Source organism: Pseudodesulfovibrio hydrargyri (assembly GCF_001874525.1).
GTDB classification, from domain to species: Bacteria; Desulfobacterota; Desulfovibrionia; order Desulfovibrionales; family Desulfovibrionaceae; genus Pseudodesulfovibrio; species Pseudodesulfovibrio hydrargyri.
Genome location: NZ_LKAQ01000004.1, coordinates 1,429,387 through 1,450,062, shown reverse-complemented (window position 1 = coordinate 1,450,062; position 20,676 = coordinate 1,429,387). Strand labels below are relative to the sequence as shown.

At 64.1% G+C, this 20,676-nt stretch carries 18 protein-coding genes; 10 read left to right on the top strand and 8 right to left on the bottom strand.

Annotation, left to right across the window (positions count from 1 at the left end):
- Positions 1 to 16: 16 nt before the first annotated feature.
- Positions 17 to 1,048 (bottom strand): DUF2157 domain-containing protein, encoded by a 1,032-nt coding sequence (locus BerOc1_RS11165; RefSeq protein ID WP_071545779.1) that lies wholly within the window; start codon positions 1,046 to 1,048, stop codon positions 17 to 19.
- Between the two features lie 122 nt (positions 1,049 to 1,170).
- Here BerOc1_RS11165 and BerOc1_RS11160 point away from each other — a divergent pair, with 122 nt between their 5' ends.
- Both BerOc1_RS11160 and BerOc1_RS11155 read left to right on the top strand, forming a co-directional pair.
- Complete coding sequence (locus BerOc1_RS11160) at positions 1,171 to 2,010, top strand: AraC family transcriptional regulator (RefSeq protein ID WP_071545778.1); 840 nt, start codon at positions 1,171 to 1,173, stop codon at positions 2,008 to 2,010.
- A gap of 24 nt (positions 2,011 to 2,034) precedes the next feature.
- On the top strand, positions 2,035 to 2,919 hold the full coding sequence (locus tag BerOc1_RS11155) for a DMT family transporter (protein WP_071545777.1): 885 nt from the start codon (positions 2,035 to 2,037) through the stop codon (positions 2,917 to 2,919).
- Positions 2,920 to 2,951: 32 nt separating this feature from the next.
- Here BerOc1_RS11155 and BerOc1_RS11150 read toward each other — a convergent pair whose 3' ends face one another.
- A complete protein-coding gene (locus BerOc1_RS11150; RefSeq protein WP_084641407.1) occupies positions 2,952 to 3,575 on the bottom strand; it encodes a TetR/AcrR family transcriptional regulator in 624 nt (207 codons plus the stop codon).
- Between the two features lie 336 nt (positions 3,576 to 3,911).
- Here BerOc1_RS11150 and BerOc1_RS11145 point away from each other — a divergent pair, with 336 nt between their 5' ends.
- From BerOc1_RS11145 to BerOc1_RS11135, 3 genes are read left to right on the top strand one after another with little or no spacing between them, the layout of a single operon-like run.
- A complete protein-coding gene (locus tag BerOc1_RS11145) occupies positions 3,912 to 6,062 on the top strand; it encodes an FUSC family protein (protein ID WP_084641404.1) in 2,151 nt (716 codons plus the stop codon).
- Between the two features lie 21 nt (positions 6,063 to 6,083).
- The gene (locus BerOc1_RS11140; protein WP_071545775.1) at positions 6,084 to 6,290 is read left to right on the top strand and encodes a DUF1656 domain-containing protein; all 207 of its coding nucleotides are present in this window, start codon (positions 6,084 to 6,086) and stop codon (positions 6,288 to 6,290) included.
- Positions 6,291 to 6,295: 5 nt separating this feature from the next.
- Positions 6,296 to 7,381: an HlyD family secretion protein gene (locus BerOc1_RS11135; protein ID WP_071545774.1), complete on the top strand. Its 1,086-nt coding sequence runs from the start codon at positions 6,296 to 6,298 to the stop codon at positions 7,379 to 7,381.
- A gap of 11 nt (positions 7,382 to 7,392) precedes the next feature.
- On the opposite strand, the gene BerOc1_RS11130 is transcribed toward BerOc1_RS11135, so the two are convergent.
- The 4 genes from BerOc1_RS11130 to BerOc1_RS11115 all read right to left on the bottom strand — a co-directional run bounded on the left by BerOc1_RS11130 (position 7,393) and on the right by BerOc1_RS11115 (position 11,508).
- Positions 7,393 to 8,856, bottom strand: a complete 1,464-nt coding sequence (locus tag BerOc1_RS11130) for a tetratricopeptide repeat protein (protein WP_071547086.1) — start codon at positions 8,854 to 8,856, stop codon at positions 7,393 to 7,395.
- 151 nt (positions 8,857 to 9,007) lie between these two features.
- Entirely contained in the window at positions 9,008 to 10,342 is a 1,335-nt protein-coding gene (locus tag BerOc1_RS11125) for a tetratricopeptide repeat protein (RefSeq protein ID WP_071545773.1), read from the bottom strand.
- A 135-nt stretch (positions 10,343 to 10,477) separates the two neighbouring features.
- Entirely contained in the window at positions 10,478 to 11,230 is a 753-nt protein-coding gene (locus BerOc1_RS11120) for an MBL fold metallo-hydrolase (protein ID WP_071545772.1), read from the bottom strand.
- 77 nt (positions 11,231 to 11,307) lie between these two features.
- Entirely contained in the window at positions 11,308 to 11,508 is a 201-nt protein-coding gene (locus tag BerOc1_RS11115) for a hypothetical protein (protein WP_371912958.1), read from the bottom strand.
- 184 nt (positions 11,509 to 11,692) lie between these two features.
- On the opposite strand from BerOc1_RS11115, the gene BerOc1_RS11110 reads away from it, so the two are divergent.
- Both BerOc1_RS11110 and dapF read left to right on the top strand, forming a co-directional pair.
- Entirely contained in the window at positions 11,693 to 12,064 is a 372-nt protein-coding gene (locus tag BerOc1_RS11110; RefSeq protein ID WP_071545770.1) for a hypothetical protein, read from the top strand.
- Between the two features lie 87 nt (positions 12,065 to 12,151).
- A complete protein-coding gene (gene dapF / locus BerOc1_RS11105; RefSeq protein WP_071545769.1) occupies positions 12,152 to 13,003 on the top strand; it encodes a diaminopimelate epimerase in 852 nt (283 codons plus the stop codon).
- 498 nt (positions 13,004 to 13,501) lie between these two features.
- Here the strand turns inward: dapF and BerOc1_RS11100 are convergent, their stop codons facing one another.
- A complete protein-coding gene (locus BerOc1_RS11100; RefSeq protein WP_071545768.1) occupies positions 13,502 to 15,016 on the bottom strand; it encodes a catalase in 1,515 nt (504 codons plus the stop codon).
- A gap of 521 nt (positions 15,017 to 15,537) precedes the next feature.
- Between BerOc1_RS11100 and BerOc1_RS11095 the strand changes: the two genes are divergently transcribed.
- From BerOc1_RS11095 to BerOc1_RS11085, 3 genes are all read left to right on the top strand, one after another.
- Positions 15,538 to 16,587, top strand: coding sequence for a TRAP transporter substrate-binding protein (locus BerOc1_RS11095; RefSeq protein WP_071545767.1), 1,050 nt, complete (start codon positions 15,538 to 15,540; stop codon positions 16,585 to 16,587).
- A gap of 92 nt (positions 16,588 to 16,679) precedes the next feature.
- Positions 16,680 to 17,201: a TRAP transporter small permease subunit gene (locus BerOc1_RS11090; RefSeq protein WP_071545766.1), complete on the top strand. Its 522-nt coding sequence runs from the start codon at positions 16,680 to 16,682 to the stop codon at positions 17,199 to 17,201.
- Positions 17,198 to 18,520 (top strand): TRAP transporter large permease, encoded by a 1,323-nt coding sequence (locus tag BerOc1_RS11085; RefSeq protein WP_071545765.1) that lies wholly within the window; start codon positions 17,198 to 17,200, stop codon positions 18,518 to 18,520. The genes BerOc1_RS11090 and BerOc1_RS11085 overlap by 4 nt, the downstream gene beginning before the upstream one ends.
- A gap of 154 nt (positions 18,521 to 18,674) precedes the next feature.
- On the opposite strand, the gene acs is transcribed toward BerOc1_RS11085, so the two are convergent.
- Positions 18,675 to 20,660, bottom strand: a complete 1,986-nt coding sequence (acs, locus tag BerOc1_RS11080) for an acetate--CoA ligase (RefSeq protein ID WP_071545764.1) — start codon at positions 20,658 to 20,660, stop codon at positions 18,675 to 18,677.
- Between the last annotated feature and the right edge of the window lie 16 nt (positions 20,661 to 20,676).

The window sequence follows — 20,676 nt, the reverse complement described above, 5'->3', positions numbered from 1 at the left end:
GGGCCGGAGACGGTCTTTAACGGTATCGGGGGAGCGTTCGTCGGATGGCGGCCGGGAGCAGGCAAAGCGCCTTCTCCTCGATGGCCTCCCGATGCTTGTGGTACTGGAGCCCGGCCAGGATGACCAGCAACCCCAGCCCGCTCAGGGCAAAGGAAAAGGACAGGGTGTCGTCGAACACGTCCGCAGCGAGGTGGCCGAGGTAGATGGACACGCCCAAGGCCCCGAAGACGATGAACACCCGCCGCTGCAGGATCACGGAAACGGCCATAAGCAGCAGGTTGACGCAACAGTAGACGAACTTGCCCAGCTCCGAATCGCTGTCCAGGCTCGTCAGCCCGCACCAGAAGGCGATCATGCCGAACAGATACAGCCAGAAGGCGAAGTCCTGCCGGGTACGGCGATCGACCAGATATCCGGCCGCGAGCATGGCCAGCCCGAAACACAGGGACACGACCTTGCGCTGGTCCCAGGTGAAGTCCGGGCCGTAGAGCACGGCCGTCAGGTCCATGGACAGGAACCACAGGGAGAACGCGACGGGCAGGGTGACGAACGGAAACCGGAACCGGCGCAGGGCAAGCCCCCCCACAGCCACGGTGCCGATCTCCATGAAGAACCAGCCGCCCTTGATCCAGCGGTAGAAATCCTCATACATGCCGGGCGCGTCCCAGACCCACCAGCCGGACAACTCCTGTATGCCGTACACGGTCAGCGGGGTCATGCAGACCGCCGCCGTGACCAGGATGCCGCCGGGCACGCGCTGCTCCCTTTTCCTCCACAGCCAATTGCCCATGCCCAGGAAGGCCAGTCCGTATCCCGCGCCGATGAGCAGATGCCCCAGGCCGCCAAGGCGCTCCCAGGCGTCGGTGACGAAGATGGTCATGGCCCCGATGACGATGAGCCCGCCGAGGTAGTAGAGCACGTTGGCCATGGTGAAGGCGGGCGCGCCCCCGCGCCCGTCCTCGAAAAAGGCCACCAGGGCGTCGCGCGTCTCCCGCGCGATGACGCCCGCCCGGACCGCGCCGTCCAGGTCCTTGTTCGTGAACTTCATCGGCTCTCCCGGTTTCCTCCCTCCTAGCCGGGAATGTCCTTCCGGGTCAACACCTTGGGCGAAACCGGCGCATCCCGTTCACGCCATTTGCCTTTCTCCCCGGGCTGGGCGATGATCGGGCCATGGCACGTTCCCCCTCCAAGGAAACCGCGTACGTCTCGACCCTGCCCTTCTGGGGCGGGGTGGAACTGCTGCGCGCCCGCTTCGTGACCCAACGCTTTTCCAGGCACTTCCACGAGGGGTTCGCCGTGGGCTGCATCGAGGACGGGGCCATGCGCTTTTCCTATCGCGGCGAGTCCGTGGTGGCCGCGCGAGGGCAGGTCAACCTGGTGGTCCCGGGCGAACCGCACGACGGCCACGGCGCGGAGGAGTCCGGCTGGGCCTACCGCATGTTCTACCTCGCGCCCGAGGCGCTCATGACCGCCGCCCGCGAGCTCATGCCCCGCCCGAACCTGCCCCATTTCCACGCGGGCGTGCTCGACGACCCGGCCCTGGCCGCGATGATCGACCGCACCCACCGGCGGCTGGAGAGGCCCGAGACCTCGCTCATGGAAAAGGAGACGCGCCTGTTGCGCCTCCTCGAGGCCTGGATCAGACGGCACGCGGACGAGCCGGGGAGCGAGCCCCGCACCGGCAGCGAGCACCGCGCCGTGCACCGCGCCCGCGAAATCATCGAGGACCGCTTTGCCGAGGACCTGCCCCTGTCCGAGCTGGCCCGCGAGGCCGGGCTGTCCCCCTTCCACCTGGTGCGCGTGTTCGAGAGCCGGCTCGGCATCACGCCCCACGCCTACCAGACCCAGACCCGGATCGCCCGCGCCCGGCATAAACTGGCCGGGGACGGACGCGTGGCCGACATCGCCATGGACTGCGGGTTCGCGGACCAGGCGCACCTGACCCGGCTGTTCAAGCGTCAGATAGGGGTCACGCCCGCAAAATACCGCAAGATGCTTCAAAACTCCTGACCCCGGTTCGGGCATGCTCCGGCCATGCCTGAAAAACACTTCGCCTATCTCAATCTGTCCCTGGCCATGATCCTGGTCGGCAGTTCCGTGGTGGCCGGCAAGATCATGGTCGACGAGCTGCCCGTGTTCATGGCCTCCGCCCTGCGCTTCGCCCTGGCCCTCATCATCCTCCTGCCCATCATCCGGCTGCGCGAGGGCGGCCTGCCGCGCCTGTCCCGCCTGACCTGGGCCAAGCTGGCCGTCCAATCCCTGTGCGGCTCGTTCCTGTTCACGGTCTTCCTGCTCTATGGCCTGACCCTGACCGGCCCGGCCTCGGCGGGCGTGATCACCTCGACCACCCCGGCCTGCATGGGAATCATCGCCTGGCTCTTCCTCAAGGACCGTCCGTCGCGCAAGGTCCTGACCGGCATCCTCCTGTCCATGGCGGGCGTGCTGGTCATCAACCTGGTCCAGGCCGCCCCGCACGGCGCGCCCGGCGGCGCGAACCCCGTCCTCGGCAATCTGCTCGTCCTGGCCGCCGTGCTCTTCGAATCCCTGTTCCTGCTCATCCGCAAGACCGTGCCCGAACCGCTCTCCCCCATGGCCGTGTCGACCATCATCTCCCTGTTCGGCCTGCTCTGGTTCCTGCCCATGGGCGTATACGAGGCCGCCCATACCGACCTCGCCGCCATCTCCCCGACCGGCTGGCTGGTGGTCTTCTACTACGGCGCGTTCGTCACCGTGCTCGCCTACCTCTTCTGGTTCGCGGGCATCACCAAGGTCCCGCCGTCCACCGCGGGCGTGTTCACCGCCATCATGCCCGTGGCCGCCCTGGTCCTGTCCGCCCTGGTATTGGGCGAACCCATCGGCTGGCAACAGCTCACCGGCTGCGCCTGCGTGCTCGGCGGCATCGTGCTGATATCGAGATAATGGGCAAGAAAACGGCTGGCACCGGTCCCGGATTATTCCGGTTCGGTTCCGGCCAGTTTGGCGAAGAGCGGGGCCAGCAGGCGGGTAATCTCCTCCTGGTCCGCGTTGACCAGGGCGGGCAGGGCGACGACCTGGCGCATGAGCTTGTATCCAGAAATCAGGGCGACGCACAATGCGGCCCGGATGTCGGGGTTGTCTCCCCCCAACGCCTCGGCAGCGGATTCGAGATAACCCTTGGCGTTGTCCCGCAGGATCCCGGCGGCCTGGTCGTTGCCCACGGAGCGCAGCAGGATCACCGTGCCGTCCGGGCTCAATTCTGAGGGCGAACTGGCGACGAGCGCCTCGGCCATTTCCCGGCCCATGACCCCGGCCTCCCGGCGTGGCTTCGCGGTTTCGGAACGCAGGATGCCGTGCAGGCTCAAGGTCTCCCCGACCACTTCCTCGAAGAGCTTCTCCTTGGACCCGAAGTAATGCTTGACGAGCATGGCGGTGACCCCGGCGTTTTTGGAGATCTCGCGCACGCTGGCGCGGTCGTACCCGTATCTGGTGAAGGCCAGGCGAGCCGAGTCCAGAATGGCCTTGCGGGTGGCCACGGGATTGCGCCGCCGCCTGGGCGCGTCCGGTGAGGTTTCTTTGGCCTGTTGCGTCTTCTTCATTCCTCGCCTCCCGGGTCCACGGCCGGTCCAAGGCCGTGTGGAGTTTTCGGAAAATTTCCATCAAACAGCGCGGTTTGCATCCCAACTTAATGAGATTGTTGGACAACATAAATCATGTAACATAATTATACAACCGTAGACAAGCGGTCTCTTTTATTCTACAGATGTAGAAAGAATCGATCACAGGCCGCGACAACCCCGCCAGTTAAACGGAATACAAACAATTCGGACACGCCCGATTCGCCATGTCCCCGTCCCGCGCATTGCCGGGTGATCCGGGGAGGAGCGGTCGAGGCGGCGCCCGGCGTATCCAATATTATCGAGCATCGTTTTTCCATGACACAGCCGCTATCATTCCATCTGTCGCTTCGCCTCCGGGAGGCGCTCAAGGCCGGGTTGGCCATGGCGGTCACCTGCGGCGTGTCGCTCAGTCTGGGCTGGGACAACCCCTCCTGGGCCTGCATCGCCGTGGCGGTGGTCAGTATGCCCACGATCGGCGAATCCATAAACAGGAGCTTTCACCGCTTGCTGGGCACGGTCATGGGCGGCCTGGTCGCCCTGATGATCGCCGTGCTGTTCCCCCAGGACCGATGGCTATTCCTGCTCTGCCTGTCGCTCTGGGTCGCTTTCTCGGCGTACCGCATGACCGTGTCGCGGTACCTCTACGTCTGGTTCATCGCCGGCTACGTCGGGACTCTGATCGCGGCTTACATAGGCTCCGGCCCCCAGGGCCTCTTCAACGTATTCACCGCGCGGATTCAGGAGACGGCCCTGGGCATCATCGTCTATGCGGTCATCTCCACGCTCATCTGGCCGCAAAAGAGTTCGGACGAACTCAACCGCCTCCTGGTCGATCTCCTGAACACCCAGAAAACCCTTTTCAACCGATATTTCGATCTGATGTCCGGCCATGGCGGCGAGGAGACGGAAGCATCCCTGTACGCCACGGAAACGCAACTCGTGGCCCGGCTGGCCCAGCGTCTGCAAGCGGCCGAGATAGAGCAGTTCGAGGTCTATGAAACGCGGCACCGGTGGAGGCAAACCCTGGGGCTATGCCAGGAACTCATGGAAGTCCTTGAACTGTGGCGGGAAAGCCTGAGCGAGTTGCGGGGGGTGGACGCCGCCGCCCTGTTCTCCAACCTGGACGACTACCGGGCCGACTTGCTGCGTCGGCTGGACCTGGCCGGCCTTTCCCGGGAAGGAAACGGGGATGCGATCCCTCCGGAGACCGGACTGAACGCGGACACGGAACGGCTGGCAGAACTGCCGCACCACGCCCGCGCCGTCGTGCACAACGTCCAGCTTCTCATGGAACGCCTGGAGCGGGTCAGCCACTCCCTGGCCACCGGCGTCCGCAGGATATCGGCGGACTCCGGCCCTACCCCGGAACCGGCGAACGCGGGCGGCCACGCGGCGGCCCGGCTGCCGGACGAGGACAGCCTCATGGCGGTCTTCCACGCCTTGCTCGCCTTCTGGATGGGCGCGTTTTTCTGGATTTACGTGGATGTTCCGGGGCACATGATGTTCGTCGTCTTTGTCAGCGTCTTCGCCGTACTCGCCCTCATGGGTCAGCAGGTGGACTGGGTCAAACTGTTCGCCGCGGAGGCCTGGGGCGCCTTGCTGGGCGGACTTTTATACGTCTTCGTCATGCCGCATCTTTCCGGTTACTTCGGACTGGGGACCCTGTTGTTCGTGTTCACATCGTCGCTCTACTACGTCTTCTGGCATCCCCGGATGACCATGCTGAAGATGGCCAGCATCATGCCGTTCCTTCTGTTGACCGGCATCCAGAACAAGCCGAGCTACGACTTCGCGGTCTTTGCCAACAACGCCACGGGCATGCTCCTGTCCATCGTGTTCACGGCCTTCGCCTTCAACTTCCCGTATTCCCAGCGCCCCGAAAAGATGTTCATGCGCGTGACCAGGCGCTATTTTCATCAGGCAGGCCAGTTCCTGGAGCGCTTCGTCCGCCAACCCCCGCCGCGGGAACGGCAACCGGCGCTGCGGGCGTCCCTGGCCCGGATGCAGACCTCGGCGGGCAAGATCGGTGGATGGGGCCGAAGCATCGACTACAAACTGATGCCCTGCAATCCGCCGGAAAGGACCTCGGCCCTGGTAGGCTGCCTGAACTCCATCACCTACCGCTTCCGGATGCTGGCCGACGCCGGACGCCAGACGCTCCCCATGGGGGACGCGTGCCGGGCGCAGGCCCTGGCGTGGGAGGCGGCCATTGGGGGGGCTCTCGAGCCCTGGACCATGGGAAGGTTCGAGGTTGCGGACGTCCCGGCCCTGCGCACGCGCCTGGCCTCCCTGGAGGCCGGACTGGAAAACGTCCTGTCCACGTTCCCTGTCGAGGACGGGGAGGAGGCCTATGCCGGGACGTCCCGGCTGCTCGGGTGCTACCGGGCGCTCTACCGGGCGCTCATAACCTATGCCGAAACCGCCGACGGGATCGACTGGAACCATTGGCGCGAATCAAGATTTTAATATGGAAGAGGAGTAGATAGAATGCTGATTCCCAGTGAAGTCAATATGGGGGGAGTCTTTTTCCCGCCCCTGCTTTTGGCCGGATCCCTCGGGCTGGTGTCCACCTTCCTGCTGACCCGGTTGATGAACCGCTACCGCCTGTCCCGGTTCTTCGCCTCGCCGCCCACGGCCTTTTTTTCCTTTGTCATCATCTTCACCGTCATTTTCGACGTCATTCTCTTTGGATAGACACCATGAAACCGCATCTCCGAAAATGGCTGTTGACCGGCCTGGTCGTCCTGTGCGCGGTCCTCGCGGTCGCGCTCAGGTACAGGGAACACATCTTCAACCCATGGACCCGGGACGGGCAGGTCAGGGCCGACGTGGTCCAGATCGTGCCCCGCATCTCCGGCCCCATCGTCGATCTGCACGTCGTGGACAACCAGTTCGTCCACAAGGGCGACCTGCTCTTCGAGATCGACCCCCGGACGTACTCCGCGGCCCTGGACGAGGCCAAGGCCAACCTGGATCAGGCCGATGACCAGGTCCAGAACCGCCTGGAGCAGGTCAACAGCGCGGCGGCAGCCCTTGAGCAGGCCCAGACCAGGGTGCGCAACGCCCAGTTCGGGTTGACCAGCGCCCAGGCCCACCACGAAGAGGCGTCCAGGGATCTCGGACGATTCAAGACCCTGCTGGAGGACGGGACCGTCGCCCGCCGCGACTACGACATGAACCGCGAGACCGCGGTGACCGCCGAGGCCCAACTCAACCAGGCCAAGGCGCAACTCGACCAGGCCAAGGCCGCCAAGATCCAGGCCGAAGCGGAACTGGGCCAGGCCAAGGCGGTGCTGGGCGCGGCCGGCAGGGACAACCCGTTGCTGCGCGAGGCGCTGGCCCGCTGGGAACAGGCGCGCCTGAACCTGGAGTTCACCAAGGTCCGGGCCCCGGTGGACGGCTGGGTCACCAACCTGACCCTGCGCCAGGGCAGCCAGGCCGTGGCCAACCAGGCGATGCTCGCCCTGATCGACGCGGACAGCTTCTGGGTGGCCGGATACTTCCGTGAACCCTCCCTCGCCCACATCAAAAAAGGCGACAAAGCCGTCGTCACGCTGATGACCTACCCCGACACGCAGATCTCCGGAACGGTGGACAGCATCGGCTACGGCATATCCCAGGCCGACGGCTCCCCCGGCCACGAACTGCTGCCGTCCGTCAGCCCGACCTTCGAATGGATTCGCCTGGCGCAGCGCATCCCCGTACGGATTCACCTGGACCAGGTCCCTCCGGCGATCGCCCTGCGGGTGGGCTCCACCGCCTCGGTGCTCGTGAAGACACGCTAACCGCGGCCCCTTCACAACTCCAGATTGGTGAACGGCCTGCGCTTCTTCTTTTTCTTCTTTTGGGGCGGCTCGGGCAGGGCGTCGAGGTTCAGGACCGGTTCTTTCCCGGGACGATGGCGGCGGGCGGATTCGGGCTGGGCTCGGGCCAGGCGGTGGGCCTGGTCGAGTTTGGCCTGGGCCAGGTCGTTTTCCGGGTCCAGGGAGAGGACGTGTTCGAAGAACGGCGCCGCGTCGTCCGGGTAGCGCAGGTCCAGGTAGAGCGAGCCGATGTTCAGGGCCGCGCCCACGCTGCCGGAGTAAAAGGCGGGGTCGATCCCAAGCGCCTTTTCGAAGCAGTCCAGGGCGGTCATGCGCTCATTGCCCTCCCAGTGCGCCAGGCCCATGTTGTAATGGATGACCGCGTCCTCCGGGGCGATGTTCAGGGCCTTTTTGTAGACCTCCACGGCCTCGGCCCAGCGGCCCTCGCCGCGCAGGATGATGCCCAACCGGTTGAAATGGATGAGGTCGTCGCGGCCGAGCACGCGCTTGGTGTCGATGACCCGGTTCAGGTATTTGACCGCCAGGTCCGGGGCCACGCCGGACACGGCGTCCACGATGCGTTCGGTCAGGTCGCCGACCATCGAGCGGGTCTCGCGCTCGGCGGCCTGGACGCTCTGGTCCAGGTAGCGTTCGGCCTGTTCGTGTTCGCCCTGGCGCAAATGCTGCTCGGCGATGTCGATCTTGCGGTCCGGGTTGAGCGGCGAAATGGCGTCGAGCTCCTTGAGGTAGGACAGGGCGCGTTCATCCTCCATGTCGCGGAAGGCCTCGGCCAGCCTGAGAAGCGGGGCCATGAAGATGGGGTTGGCCTCGTGGGCGGCCATGTAGGCCTGGATCGCCGAGTCCACCTTGCCGGTGCCCATGAGCGCGTCGCCGCGCATGGCCAGGCCGCGCGCCGAGTCGGGCCGGATCATCAGGATGCGGTCCGAAGCGGTCAGGGCGGCCGCGTAGTTGCGGGACTCCAGAAGCTTGGCGCAGTGCTCCATCTGGCGGCGCAGCTCCATGGGCGGGGAGATGGCCGCGGCCAGCTCCTCGATGACCTTGTTGGCCGAGGCGGGCTTGACCAGCACGCGGGACACGCCCAATTCGAAGAAGTAGGCCACGGTCTCCTGGGTGGCCTCCCAGGTGAGCACGATCATGCGCGCCTCCGGGCATTCGCGCGACAGGCGGATGATGAAGTCCGTGGACGGACGGCCGTCGATCATGCGCTCGATGAAGACCACGAAGGGGATGTCCTGCTCGCGCAGCTCCACGCACTTGTCCACGGCCGCGTCCAGGGAGGCGAACGGCAAAAGCGCGTCGCCGCGCAGGCCGATGACGCGCGAGACCATGTTGCGCAGGGCGCGGGTGAACCCGTAGTCGTCCGAGACGTAGACGATCAGGCCCCCGTTCTTTTCGATGAAGTGGCGGACTATGCTGTCGGCGGTTTCGGGCGGCATGCGCATCCCCTTTGGCTGCCGGTGGCGAAGCGGCGATCCGCTCCCTGTTCCGACAGTACGTGAAGTGAGGGAAACGGGTCAACCCGACGCAAAAAAGGGGCCGGGCGGATCGCCGCCGGTCCCTGCCGTGGGGATATGCGAAAGGGGGCGCTCAGCCCGCGGATTCCCTGAGGGCGGCGAGCTTGCGCGCGGCCAGGGCGTTTTCCGGGTTGAGGGCCAGCGCGTTCTCGAAGCAGGGGATGGCGTATTCGTATTCGCGCAGGTCGGCGAACAGGGTGCCGATGTTCATGGAGACCGTCTCGCTGGCCTTATAGAAGTCCGGGTTGTGCTCCAGGGCCTTCATGAAGCACTGGCCCGCCCGGCGCTTGTCGCCGCCGTCGTAGTAGGCCATGCCCATATTGTAGTACAACCCCTCGTCCTTGGGCGAAATGCGCAGGGCCGCCGTGTAGTTGTCGATGGCCTCCCGCCACTTGCCCTGGCCGCGCAGGGCGATGCCGAGCTTGTTGAACAGGGAGATATCGTCCTTGTCCAGCCGGCTGCCCTTGGCCTCCAGGACCTTGGTCAGGTACTTCTCGGACATGCCCGGATCCTCGGCCACGGCCTCGGATATGGATTCCGCCACCGCGCTGATCATACCCATGGCCTCGCGGGTCACGGTCTCGATGGCCTGGTCGAAATAGGATTCGGCCTCGGCCATCTCGCGCCGTTTGGCGTGAACCTTGCCGATCTCGGTCTTGCGCTGGGCATTGAGCGGGCTGAGGCGGTCGAGCTTCTTCATGTACTTGAGCATCTCGTTCTCGTCCACGCCCTTGTAGGCGTCCACCAGCTTCTTGATCGGCTCCAGGTAGATCTTGGAGCTCTCGTGGGCCCGGTGGTAGCTTTCCAGTCCCTTGTCCAGCTCGTTCTGGGCCAGGTGAATGTCGCCCTTGAGCATCAGCCCGGCCGGGCTCTCCGGCTTGAGGGCCAGGACCTTCTGGGCGATCTTCATGGCCTCCATCAACTTGCCCGCGGCCAGGCTCCGCTTGCCCAGGTCCATGTATTCGCTGAGCTTGCCCTGGGGTTTGACGGTGAAGGCCAGCTTCTCGATGATGTTGTTCACGGACGCGGGCTTGGAGATGACGTTGGCCACGCCGATCTCGTAGAAGTAGGCGATGTTCTCGCGCTTGGTCTCGCCCACCAGGACGATGATCTTCAGATCGGGCAGAAGCCGCTTGAGGGTCAGGATGGTGTCGGTGCTGGTGTTGCCGCCGATCATGCGCTCGATGAAGACGATGAATTCCAGGCCCGCCTTGTTCATGGCCTGGACCTTTTTCAGCCCCGCGTGCACGGTTTCGGCCGAGGACAGGCAGTCCCGCTTGATGCCTATGACCTTGAAAATGGTCGAAGAGAGCATCCGCTTGAAAAGCGGATCCTCGCTGATGAGTATGATGGAGCCGTTCGCCTTTTCGAAATAATCGTAGACGATGGCGTCGTATTTTCCAGCCATGTTCTCCCTTGGTCGCACCGGGCGACAATGCTTTCAACGCGCCCGGTTACCGCCGGTGCGCTGGGAAAAGAATGGCATGGGCCAATATAAAATGGAATGATTATTCCCCGGGTCGGCCGGGTCGGCCTGAGCGGATCAGAGCTCGCGCACGTCGCCCGGTTCGGGCACGAATCCGTTGACCTCGGGCCGGGTGTCCACGGCCATGCGGATCATGTCCATCATGGTATGCCGGATGGTCCGCTTCATGTGCACCAGGGCGCACGCCTTCGCGCCGGACTTGCGGGCCATGTCCAGGGAAGTCCCCACGTCGCCGTGCCCCAGGGTGATCTCGTCCAGGGTGAAGGCCTCGTGGACCACCAGGTCGCAGTCTTCGGCCAGGTCCACGGTGGCGTCCGTGGGCTTGCCGTCGCCCGAGTAGTAAAGGGACTTGCCCCCGGCATCCAGCCGGATGGCCAGGCAGGGCATGGAGTGGTCGTTAAGCGCGAAACGGAAGCGGAAGCCGCTGTGCTTGAAGTCCTCGCCGGGCACGCACTCGATGAAGAATATCTCGAACCCGGTCCTGGTCAGGGCGTTGGAATAGGCCAGCTCCATGAGCCGTTGGACCCTGGACTCGATGCCGCTCGGGCCGAGGATGGTCAGCCGCTTGGTGCGCTTCTCCTGCATGGAGCGGACGATCAGGGCCGGGAGGCCGAAATAGTGGTCCGCGTGGAAGTGGGAGATGAAGACCGCGTCCAGGTCGATGGGGTTCGCGGCATAGTCCCACAGGCGGCAGGAGACGTTGAAGCCGCAATCGAGCAGGATGGACGAATCGCCGGACTCCACCAGCAGGGAGGTGTTCGGCAAACGTTCGTCAAAGGCCTCGCCCACCCCGACAAAAGTGACGCGCATTGGTTGCTCCATGGTCTGTTGTTCCCGCAAGAGGAGACTATTTAGCAGAAACGGGGCGGGAGTGGAAGACCAAGGGCTCAATCGCCGTCACGATTGCGCACGTCCTCGCGCCAGGAGTTGAGCGGGGCGTAGCACCCCTGCCCGGCATGCTGGGACCGCTTGACCTGCTCGGCGGTCTCGGGATCGAGCATCAGCCCGCACATGTACCGGCCCGCCTCCCCGTCCCAGAACAGGTCGGGGCAGCGGCGCATGTAGCCGTATCTTCTATGGGATTCCATGCAGGGGTCCTGTAGGCAGCACCACCCGCATCCGACGCACGGTTTGGACATGATCTCGTTCTCCAGGTCAAGCTGCCCCTGCGATACCGTTCCCTTCCGCGAAAAGCAAGAATCCCCACCTTGACAGATCGTTCACTCACATTCATAAACAGTCGCTACGGAGTATTATGTCAGAACCACCACAATGAACTACACCGCCTGCATACAGCCCATGGGAACCTATCTCAAGGTAACCGTCTCCGGCACCATGGAATCCCTCGAGGACCTGACCGACTTCGCCGACCTGCTCCGCAAGCTGAGCGACGAGTACGGCCTGAATTGGGCGCTGCTCGACGAACGCAGGCTGCGCAAACACTTCGACATACTCGACGCCTACAACCTCGCCGAGGCCGACATCACCGCCGAGGCCGCCGCCCGGGGCGTGCGCATGGCCTGCCTGCCCCACCCCGAGGACCTCGAATTCGCCCGGAACATTGAGACCATCATGCACAACCGGTCCATCAGCTACCGGGTCTTCACCGACCAGAAGGACGCCGAGGCCTGGCTGACCCGCTGACCCCCTCCCGGCCATCCATACGCAAAAAGAATTGGACCATACCCGCCCCGGGCGTATACCCCTCAAGAAAAATACGAGGATTCTCCCATGGACATATTCACCGACTCCGTGCCCTTCTTCAAGATGCAGGGCTGCGGCAACGACTTCGTGGTCATCGACAACCGTGAACTGGGCATTCCCGAGGAGGCCATGGCCGACTGGGCCAAGGCCGTGTGCGCCCGCGCCTTCGGGGTCTGCGCCGACGGTCTGTTCTTCCTCGAAAACGCCGACGACCCGACGCTGGCCTACCGCTGGCACTTCTACAATTCCGACGGCTCCCGGGCCGAGATGTGCGGCAACGCCTCGCGCTGCGCGGCCAAGCTCTCCCACGCCATCGGCCTGGCCCCGGCCGAGCACGCCTTTGGCACCGACGCCGGTCCCATCCGTGCCAAGGTCCTCCTGGACGGCCCGGACGAGGGCCGCGTCAAGGTCCAGCTCACCCCGCCCCTCAAGACCGAGACCGACATCACCCTGGACGTCGACGGCCAGCCCCTGACCGTGCACTTCACCGACACCGGCGTCCCCCACACCGTGGTCTTCGTGGACGACGTGCAAAAGATCGACATCATGGACCTCGGCCCCAAGCTCCGCTACCACGCCCACTTCGCGCCCGCCGGGACCAACGTCAACTTCGCCCAGGTCATCGACGAAAACACCATGCTCCTGCGGACCTACGAGCGCGGCGTGGAGGCCGAGACCTACGCCTGCGGCACCGGCGCCGCCGCCACCCAGCTCCTGGCCCACACCCTCGGCCTGACCAATGATCACGCCGACCTGACCACCACCGGCAACGAGGTCCTGACCGTGTTCCTCGAAAACGGCACCGTCTACCTCCAGGGCGCCGCCGAACTCACCTTCCAAGGCGAGCTCTACCTCAAGCCCCTCGGCCTGAGCCTGTAGCCCCGCGACTGAGACAAATTAAAGTGGCCGCTCCTATCGGAGCGGCCACTTTTTTTTGCCTCCGGCGGCCGGGGGAAGGGGAGAGGGGAACCCTTTGAAAAGGGCTTCCCCTCTCCCCTTCCCCCGGACCCCCCATCCCCTCTCCCTTCCTAAACTTTTTTATTGCCGCTTCGCGGTATGTGCGGGGCGGATGATTGTCTATGTTTGCATCGTAGGGAAACGCCGCGAAGCCCATTTTTCAAGTTCCTCTAAACGACGGGGCGGCGTTGGCAACCGTCCCGAAGGGGGCGCGCCGGACGGCCCTCCGAGGCCCATGGACGCCCGGCGCGCCCCCTTCGGGACACCGCAGAAACAAATTACTACCGCCTCCCTAAACAACAAGCTCCTCCCCACTTCCGCACGCCTCTGCCGAAGGCACACAAAAAATTTGGAAGGGGGGGCCAGGGGGGAAACTTTCTCAAAAGTTTCCCCCCTCGGCCGCCGGAGGCATTCTTCTTTCTACTTAATAGAGGTGGCGGCCACCCGTTCTTCCTGGGTCATGGCGGCCAGCCGTTTGACTTCGGCCATGTCGAGGCCGAGGCCCTGGGCCACGCGGGCGCCGTAGTCCTCGTGGGTCAGGTAGAACAGGGCGCATTGCCGCAGTTGGATGGGCTGGGGCACGGTTTCCATGTTGCCCACGATGTTGTTCACGAGATTGGCGCGGTCCTGGTCGGTCATGACCACGGAGTACAGGGTGCCGGGCTGGACGAAATCGTCGTTGGGGTGATTGAACTCGTGGCGCTGGCCCACGCCCTCAATCGGGATGTCGGGCTCAACGGAGACATTGTCCGGGGCCGGTCCGTCAAAGGAATTGGGCCAGTAGTTGGGTCCGGACCCGCCGTTCTTGTCCACGCGCATGTTGCCGTCGCGCTGGTAGTTGTTTTCCGGGGCGTTCTTGGCCTGATTGACCGGAATGAGGTGGTAGTTGGGTCCGAGCCGGTGCAGATGGGTGTCGTGGTAGGAGAACAGCCGCCCCTGGAGCATCTTGTCGGGCGACACGCCGATGCCGGGCACCAGGTTGCTCGGGTTGAAGGCGGCCTGTTCCACTTCGGCGAAGTAGTTTTCCGGGTTGCGGTTGAGCACGAGCTTGCCCACGGTGATGGGCGGTACCTCGCTGTGCGGCCAGACCTTGGTGATGTCGAGGATGTCCCATTTGAAATCCCGGGCCCGTTCCGGGGTGAGGATCTGCATTTCCAGGGTCCAGGACGGGTAGTCCCCGGCCTCGATGGCGTTGAACAGATCGCGGGTGGCGTGGTCCGGGTCCTTGCCGCGCATGGCGTCGGACTCGGGACCGGTCAGGTTCCTGATCCCCTGGTCGGTCTTGAAGTGGTACTGGACCCAGAAGTACTCGCCTTTGGCGTTGTACCACTTGTAGGTGTGGCTGGAGTAGCCGTTCATGTTCCGGTAGGTGGCCGGGGTGCCCCGGTCCGAGAAGAGGATGGTCACCTGGTGCATGGACTCCGGGGTCAGCGACCAGAAGTCCCAGGCCATGGTCGGGCTCTTGAGGTTGGTCAGGGGATCGCGCTTCTGGGTGTGGATGAAGTCCGGAAACTTGAGCGGATCGCGGATGAAGAAGACCGGGGTGTTGTTGCCGGTCATGTCGTAGTTGCCGTCCTCGGTGTAGAACTTGAGCGCGAAGCCGCGCGGGTCGCGCTCGCAGTCCGCGCTGCCCTTTTCACCGCCCACGGTGGAGAAGCGGGCAAAGACCTCGGTCTTCTTGCCCACCTCGGACAGGAAGGCGGCCTTGGTGTATTTGGTCACGTCGGCCGTGACCTCGAAGTAGCCGTAGGCCCCGGCGCCCTTGGCGTGCACCACCCGCTCGGGGATGCGTTCGCGGTCGAAATGCGCCAGTTTCTCAAGCAGATGCACATCCTGCATCAAGGCCGGGCCGCGCTCCCCGGCGGTTACGGTATTCAGATCGTTGCCAACGGGGCAACCAAAGGCACTCGTCATTTTTTTCGTGTCTTTTGACATGGTTGTCTCCTGTTTTCTCGTTATGATTGTCAAACCGCGCACCCTGCTCTTTCACAGGGTATCGTGCCCAATGTAGCACAAGAAAATAGTAATCGATAGCGTTTATTGCTTCGTTTTCCCAACGATCCGCCACATCTCCCAACCCCCTCTCTTCACGGGACATTTCTCCACCGCGCGCCTTAACGTGCCCACTCCCGGCAGACAAGGCAGCGATCTCCTTTCATCCGCACGTCACCGGCACCGCCGTTGAAACAAAAATGCAAAATCCAGCGAAGCAACAGTCTCGAAGGAAACCGCTTTTTCCTATTAATGTTAAATCAACGCTCGCCATTCGAACAAAAATACCGATATTCGGCTGAAATTGCGTCATTTATTCGGGATGGCACATGGCTTGCTCCTTTTGCACAGTTTCCCCGGACGGTTACGGGGAAAGGCGTCCCCGCTTCAGCATCGAGGCCCGTCCGAGGATGTGAAGCAGTGTATTACCCTTGCCGCAACAGAGTGAGAGAAAAGGAGTCAGGATGAAAAGAAGAGAGTTTATCACCAAGGCCGGCATCGCCGGTCTCGCCGCCGCCGGAGCCGCCGCCGTCGCCCCCGCGGTGCACGCCAGCCAGAAATCCACCATCAAGTGGCGCCTCCAGACTTATGCCGGCCCGGCCCTCGCCGAGCACGTCATCAAGCCCCAGATCGACGCCTTCAACAAGGCCGCCCAGGGCGAGATGGTCATCGAGCTGTACAATTCCGACCAGCTGGTGCCCACCAGCGAACTGTTCCGCGCCATGCAGCGCGGCACCATCGACGCCGTGCAGTCCGACGACGACTCCATCGGCGCTCCGGTGGACGTGGCCGTCTTCGCGGCCTACTTCCCCTTCGCCTCCCGCTACTCCCTGGATGTCCCCACCCTGTTCAACCACTACGGGCTGAAGGAAATCTGGGAAGAGGCGTACAGCGAGGTCAAGGGCGTGAGCTGGCTGGGCGCGGGCGCCTGGGACCCGTGCAACTTCGCCACCCGCGAGCCCATCCGCAGCGTCAATGACCTCAAGGGCAAGCGCGTCTTCACCTTCCCCACCGGCGGCCGCTTCCTGTCCCGCTTCGGCGTGGTCCCCGTCACCCTGCCCTGGGAAGACGTCCAGGTCGCCCTGCAGACCGGCGAGCTCGACGGCATAGCCTGGTCCGGCATCACCGAGTGCTACACCGTGGGCTGGGCCGACGTGACCAAGTACTACCTGACCAACAACATCTCCGGCGCGTGGGCCGGTTCCTACTTCGCCAACACGGACAAGTGGGAGGCCCTGCCCGAGCACCTCAAGACGCTCTTCAACCTCAGCATGGACAGCTCCAACTACTATCGCCTGCACTGGTACTGGTGGGGCGAGGCCCACTACCGCACCAAGGGCGGCAAGCTGGAACTGACCTCCATCCCGGACGCCGAATGGCAGACCGTGGAGGACGAGGCCTTCAAGTTCTGGGACGAGATCGCGGCCAAGAGCCCGCGCAACGCCAAGGTAGTCGCCATCCTCAAGGAATACGTGGACACCATGCGCAAGGCGGGCAAGCCCTACCGCTACTAATTCAACGGGCAACGAGACGGCGCCTCCCCTGGGGGACGGGGGAGGCGCCTTGCCCCCTGCCTGTTCATTTCGAAAGACCGAGGAGGAATCCCTTGTTACGGCCCATTCGAGCCTACGTTCGATTCGTCGACAAGCTGAACACCATCGTCGGGAAGTTCGCCATGATGCTGATCTTCCTGATGATGGGCATATTGTTGTGCGAATCCATTTCGCGGACATTCTTCGACACGCCGCACATCTGGACCATGGAGTCCGCCCAGTTCACCATGGCGGCCTATTACATGCTCGGCGGCGGGTTTTCCCTGCTGCTTAGGGCGCACGTGCGCATGGATGTCCTCTACAGCCGCTGGTTCACCAAGACCAAGGCCAAGGTGGACCGCTTCACCATATTCTTCATGATCTTCTATCTGGTCGTACTGCTCTACGGCGGACTTTCCAGCGCCTCCTATTCCCTTGAGTACGGCCAGCACAACCACACCGCCTGGGCCCCGCCCCTGGCCCCGATCAAGATCATCATGGTCATCGGCATCATCCTGATGCTCCTGCAGGCCGTCGCCACGTTCTTCAAGGACATGGCCAAGGCCCGCGGCGAGAGCGAGGAGGAATGGTCATGAGCTATGAAATGATCGCCCTGATGATGTTCTCGTCCCTGGTGATGCTGCTCATCACCGGACAGCGGTTCTTCGGGGCAGTCGGGTTCGTGGCCGCGGCCTCGTCCCTGCTCCTGTGGGGCAACGGCGGGGCAGAGATGCCCTTCAACGCGGCCATCGTGCTGCTCAACTGGTATCCGCTGCTGACCCTGCCCCTGTTCATCTTCATGGGCTACATCCTGTCCGAGTCCGGCATCGCCAGCGACCTGTACAAGATGTTCCACGTGTTCATGGGCCCCATTCCCGGCGGCCTGGCGCTGGGCACCATCGTGCTCATGGTGGCCATCTCGGCCATGAACGGGCTGAGCGTGGCCGGCATGGCCATCGGCTCGTCCATCGCCCTGCCCGAGATGCTCAAGCGCGGCTATGACAAAAAAATGATCTCCGGCGTCATCCAGGCGGGCAGCTCGCTCGGCATCATGATCCCGCCGAGCATCGTCCTGGTGCTCTACGGCATGATCGCGCGCCAGCCCGTGAGCCAGCTGTGGCTGGCGGGCGTGTTTCCCGGCCTGCTCCTGGCGGTCATGTTCGCCGTCTACATCCTGGTGCGCTGCAAGCTCCAGCCCGACATGGGCCCGGCGCTTCCCGCCGAGGAACGCGACATGCCGCGCGCCGAGAAGCTCAGGCTGCTGGGCGCGGGCGTCATGCCGCTGTTCATCATCTTCTCGGTCACCGGCCTGTTCATGATGGGCGTGACCAACCTGGTGGAAAGCTCGGCCGTGGGCGCCGCGGCCGCCATGATCGCCGCCGCCGTCAAGGGCCGGCTGTCCAGGAAGGTCATGAGCAACGCCCTGCACGACACGCTGGGCGTGAGCTGCATGTTCATGTGGATCATCATGGCGGCGCTGAGCTTCGGCGCGGTCTTCGACGGCCTGGGCGCGGTCAACGCCATCAAGTCCCTGTTCATCGAGAACTGGGGCCTGAGCCCCTGGGGCGTGCTGATCATGATGCAGCTGTCCTACATCGTCATGGGCATGTTCCTGGACGACACGGCCATGCTGGTCATCGTCGCCCCGCTGTACATCCCGCTGATCATCCAGCTGGGCTTCAACCCGGTCTGGTACGGCGTCCTGTACACCATCACCTGCCAGATCGCGTACATGACGCCCCCCTTCGGCTACAACCTGTTCCTGATGAAGGCCATGGCCCCCAAGGAGATCACGCTCATGGACATCTACGCCTCCATCGTGCCCTTCGTCATCATCATGACCGCCGGGCTGGCGTTGATCATGCTCTTCCCGAGCATCGCCACGTTCCTGCCGGACCTGTACTTTGCCCGATAGGGTGAGAACAACGGCCGGGGAAGCCCGCTTCCCCGGCCGACAATCGTCCCGCCTCCCCTAGCCCGCCAGCCTGCATATCCCCGTCCCGGCGACGGCGCAAAAAAGCCCCCGCACGAGGCGGGGGCTCCATTGTCTCCGCATATCGTTCGTGACGCTACCCGAGCAGGTCCTTGTTGCCTTCGACCAGATCGGTGACCACGCCCGGATCGGCCAGGGTCGAGGTGTCGCCGAAGTCCGTGGAGCCCTCGACGATCTTGCGCAGCACGCGGCGCATGATCTTGCCCGAGCGGGTCTTGGGCAGCCCGTCCGCGAACTGGATGAACTCGGGAGTGGCGATGGGCCCGATTTCCTTGCGCACCCAGACCTTGAGGTCCTTGACCATGTCGTCGTCGGGCTCCACGCCGGAGCGCAGGGTCACATAGGCGTAGATGGTCTCGCCCTTGATGTCGTGGGGCATGCCGACCACGGCGGCCTCGGACACGTCCGGATGGGCCACCAGGGCGGACTCGATCTCGGCCGTGCCCATGCGGTGGCCGGACACGTTGATGACGTCGTCCAGGCGGCCCATGATCCAGAAGTAGCCGTCCTCGTCCACGCGCGCGCCGTCGCCCGCCTCGTAGGCCCCGGGGAACCCGGCGAAATAGGTGGACTTGTAGCGCTCCGGGTTGCCCCAGACGTTGCGCAGCATGCCGGGCCACGGCTTGTCGATGATCAGGTGGCCGCCCTCGTTGGGCTCGGCGCGGGTGCCGTCGCGGCGCACGATCTGGGCCGACACGCCGGGCAGGGGCAGGGTCGCGGAACCGGGCTTGAGCGGGGTGGCGTAGGGCATGGCCGAGATCATGATGCCGCCGGTTTCGGTCTGCCACCAGGTGTCCACGATGGGCAGTTTCCCGTTGCCCACGTGGTCGTGGTACCACATCCACGCCTCGGGGTTGATGGGTTCGCCCACCGAGCCGAGCAGGCGCAGGGAGGTGGTGTCGTAGGTCTTGGTCCACTGCTCGCCCTCGCGCATGAGCGCGCGGATGACCGTGGGCGCGGTGTAAAAGATGTTGACCTTGAACTTGTCCACGATCTGCCAGAAGCGGTCCGGCCTGGGATAGCTCGGCACGCCCTCGAACATGACCGAGGTGGCCCCCAGCGCCAACGGTCCGTAGACGATGTAGGAGTGGCCGGTGATCCAGCCCACGTCGGCCGTGCACCAGTAGACGTCGTCGTCCTTGACGTCGAAGACGATCTGGGTGGAGTGGGCCGCGTAGGTCAGGTAGCCGCCCGTGGTGTGCAGCACGCCCTTGGGCTTGCCCGTGGACCCGGAGGTGTAGAGGATGAACAGCGGGTCCTCGGCCTCCATCTCCTCGTAGCCGCAGTCCGAGGTGATGTCCTCGGCCGTGATCTCGTCGTGCCACCAGGAGTCGCGGCCCTCGACCATGTTGATCTCGTTGCCGCCGCGCCTGACCACGATGCACTGCTCCACCGACGGGCAGTCCTTGAGGGCCTCGTCCGCGTTGGGCTTGAGCGGGATGGTCTTGCCCGCGCGGATGACCGCGTCGGCCGTGACCAGGACCTTGGCCTCGGCGTCCTCGATGCGCGACTGCAGGGCGATGGACGAGAACCCCGCGAACACGATGGAGTGCGGCGCGCCCAGCCTCGTGCAGGCCAGCATGGCGATGGCCAGTTCCGGGATCATGGGCATGTACAGGGAGACCCGGTCGCCGCGCTTGACGCCCTTCTTCTTCAGGACGTTGGCGAACCGGCAGACCTCGGTGTGGAGCATCTGGTAGGTGTAGACGCGGACGTCCTCCTCGGGCTCGCCCTGCCAGATGAGCGCGGCCTTGTTCCGGCGGTTGCCGGTCAGGTGGCGGTCCAGGCAGTTGTAGGCCACGTTGGTCCGGCCGCCCGAAAACCACTTGAACTCCGGCTTGTCGTAGTCCGCTTCCAGTACGGAATCGAAATCGGAAAACCAGTCGATCAACTCCTTGGCCCGCTCGCCCCAATACCCGTCCGGGTCATTGAGAGCCCGCTCGTGGTCCGCCCGGTAGGCGTCCATGCTCTGAATCCAGGCCTGTCCGGCCATGGCGGCGTCGGGCTGAAATATCTGTCCATCCTTTTGCATGCTTTCGATTTTCTTCTCTTCTTCGGTCATCGAGATGCTCCTGAGC

Excerpts from the sequence above, each read along its gene's own strand:
- BerOc1_RS11150 (WP_084641407.1), bottom strand. The coding sequence starts at position 3,575 with ATGAAGAAGACGCAACAGGCCAAAGAAACCTCACCGGACGCGCCCAGG.
- BerOc1_RS11100 (WP_071545768.1), bottom strand. The coding sequence starts at position 15,016 with ATGTCAAAAGACACGAAAAAAATGACGAGTGCCTTTGGTTGCCCCGTT.
- dapF (WP_071545769.1), top strand. The coding sequence starts at position 12,152 with ATGGACATATTCACCGACTCCGTGCCCTTCTTCAAGATGCAGGGCTGC.
- BerOc1_RS11165 (WP_071545779.1), bottom strand. The coding sequence starts at position 1,048 with ATGAAGTTCACGAACAAGGACCTGGACGGCGCGGTCCGGGCGGGCGTC.
- BerOc1_RS11145 (WP_084641404.1), top strand. The coding sequence starts at position 3,912 with ATGACACAGCCGCTATCATTCCATCTGTCGCTTCGCCTCCGGGAGGCG.
- BerOc1_RS11120 (WP_071545772.1), bottom strand. The coding sequence starts at position 11,230 with ATGCGCGTCACTTTTGTCGGGGTGGGCGAGGCCTTTGACGAACGTTTG.
- BerOc1_RS11110 (WP_071545770.1), top strand. The coding sequence starts at position 11,693 with ATGAACTACACCGCCTGCATACAGCCCATGGGAACCTATCTCAAGGTA.
- BerOc1_RS11095 (WP_071545767.1), top strand. The coding sequence starts at position 15,538 with ATGAAAAGAAGAGAGTTTATCACCAAGGCCGGCATCGCCGGTCTCGCC.
- acs (WP_071545764.1), bottom strand. The coding sequence starts at position 20,660 with ATGACCGAAGAAGAGAAGAAAATCGAAAGCATGCAAAAGGATGGACAG.
- BerOc1_RS11125 (WP_071545773.1), bottom strand. The coding sequence starts at position 10,342 with ATGGCTGGAAAATACGACGCCATCGTCTACGATTATTTCGAAAAGGCG.
- BerOc1_RS11135 (WP_071545774.1), top strand. The coding sequence starts at position 6,296 with ATGAAACCGCATCTCCGAAAATGGCTGTTGACCGGCCTGGTCGTCCTG.
- BerOc1_RS11115 (WP_371912958.1), bottom strand. The coding sequence starts at position 11,508 with ATGGAATCCCATAGAAGATACGGCTACATGCGCCGCTGCCCCGACCTG.
- BerOc1_RS11155 (WP_071545777.1), top strand. The coding sequence starts at position 2,035 with ATGCCTGAAAAACACTTCGCCTATCTCAATCTGTCCCTGGCCATGATC.
- BerOc1_RS11085 (WP_071545765.1), top strand. The coding sequence starts at position 17,198 with ATGAGCTATGAAATGATCGCCCTGATGATGTTCTCGTCCCTGGTGATG.
- BerOc1_RS11160 (WP_071545778.1), top strand. The coding sequence starts at position 1,171 with ATGGCACGTTCCCCCTCCAAGGAAACCGCGTACGTCTCGACCCTGCCC.
- BerOc1_RS11130 (WP_071547086.1), bottom strand. The coding sequence starts at position 8,856 with ATGCCGCCCGAAACCGCCGACAGCATAGTCCGCCACTTCATCGAAAAG.
- BerOc1_RS11140 (WP_071545775.1), top strand. The coding sequence starts at position 6,084 with ATGCTGATTCCCAGTGAAGTCAATATGGGGGGAGTCTTTTTCCCGCCC.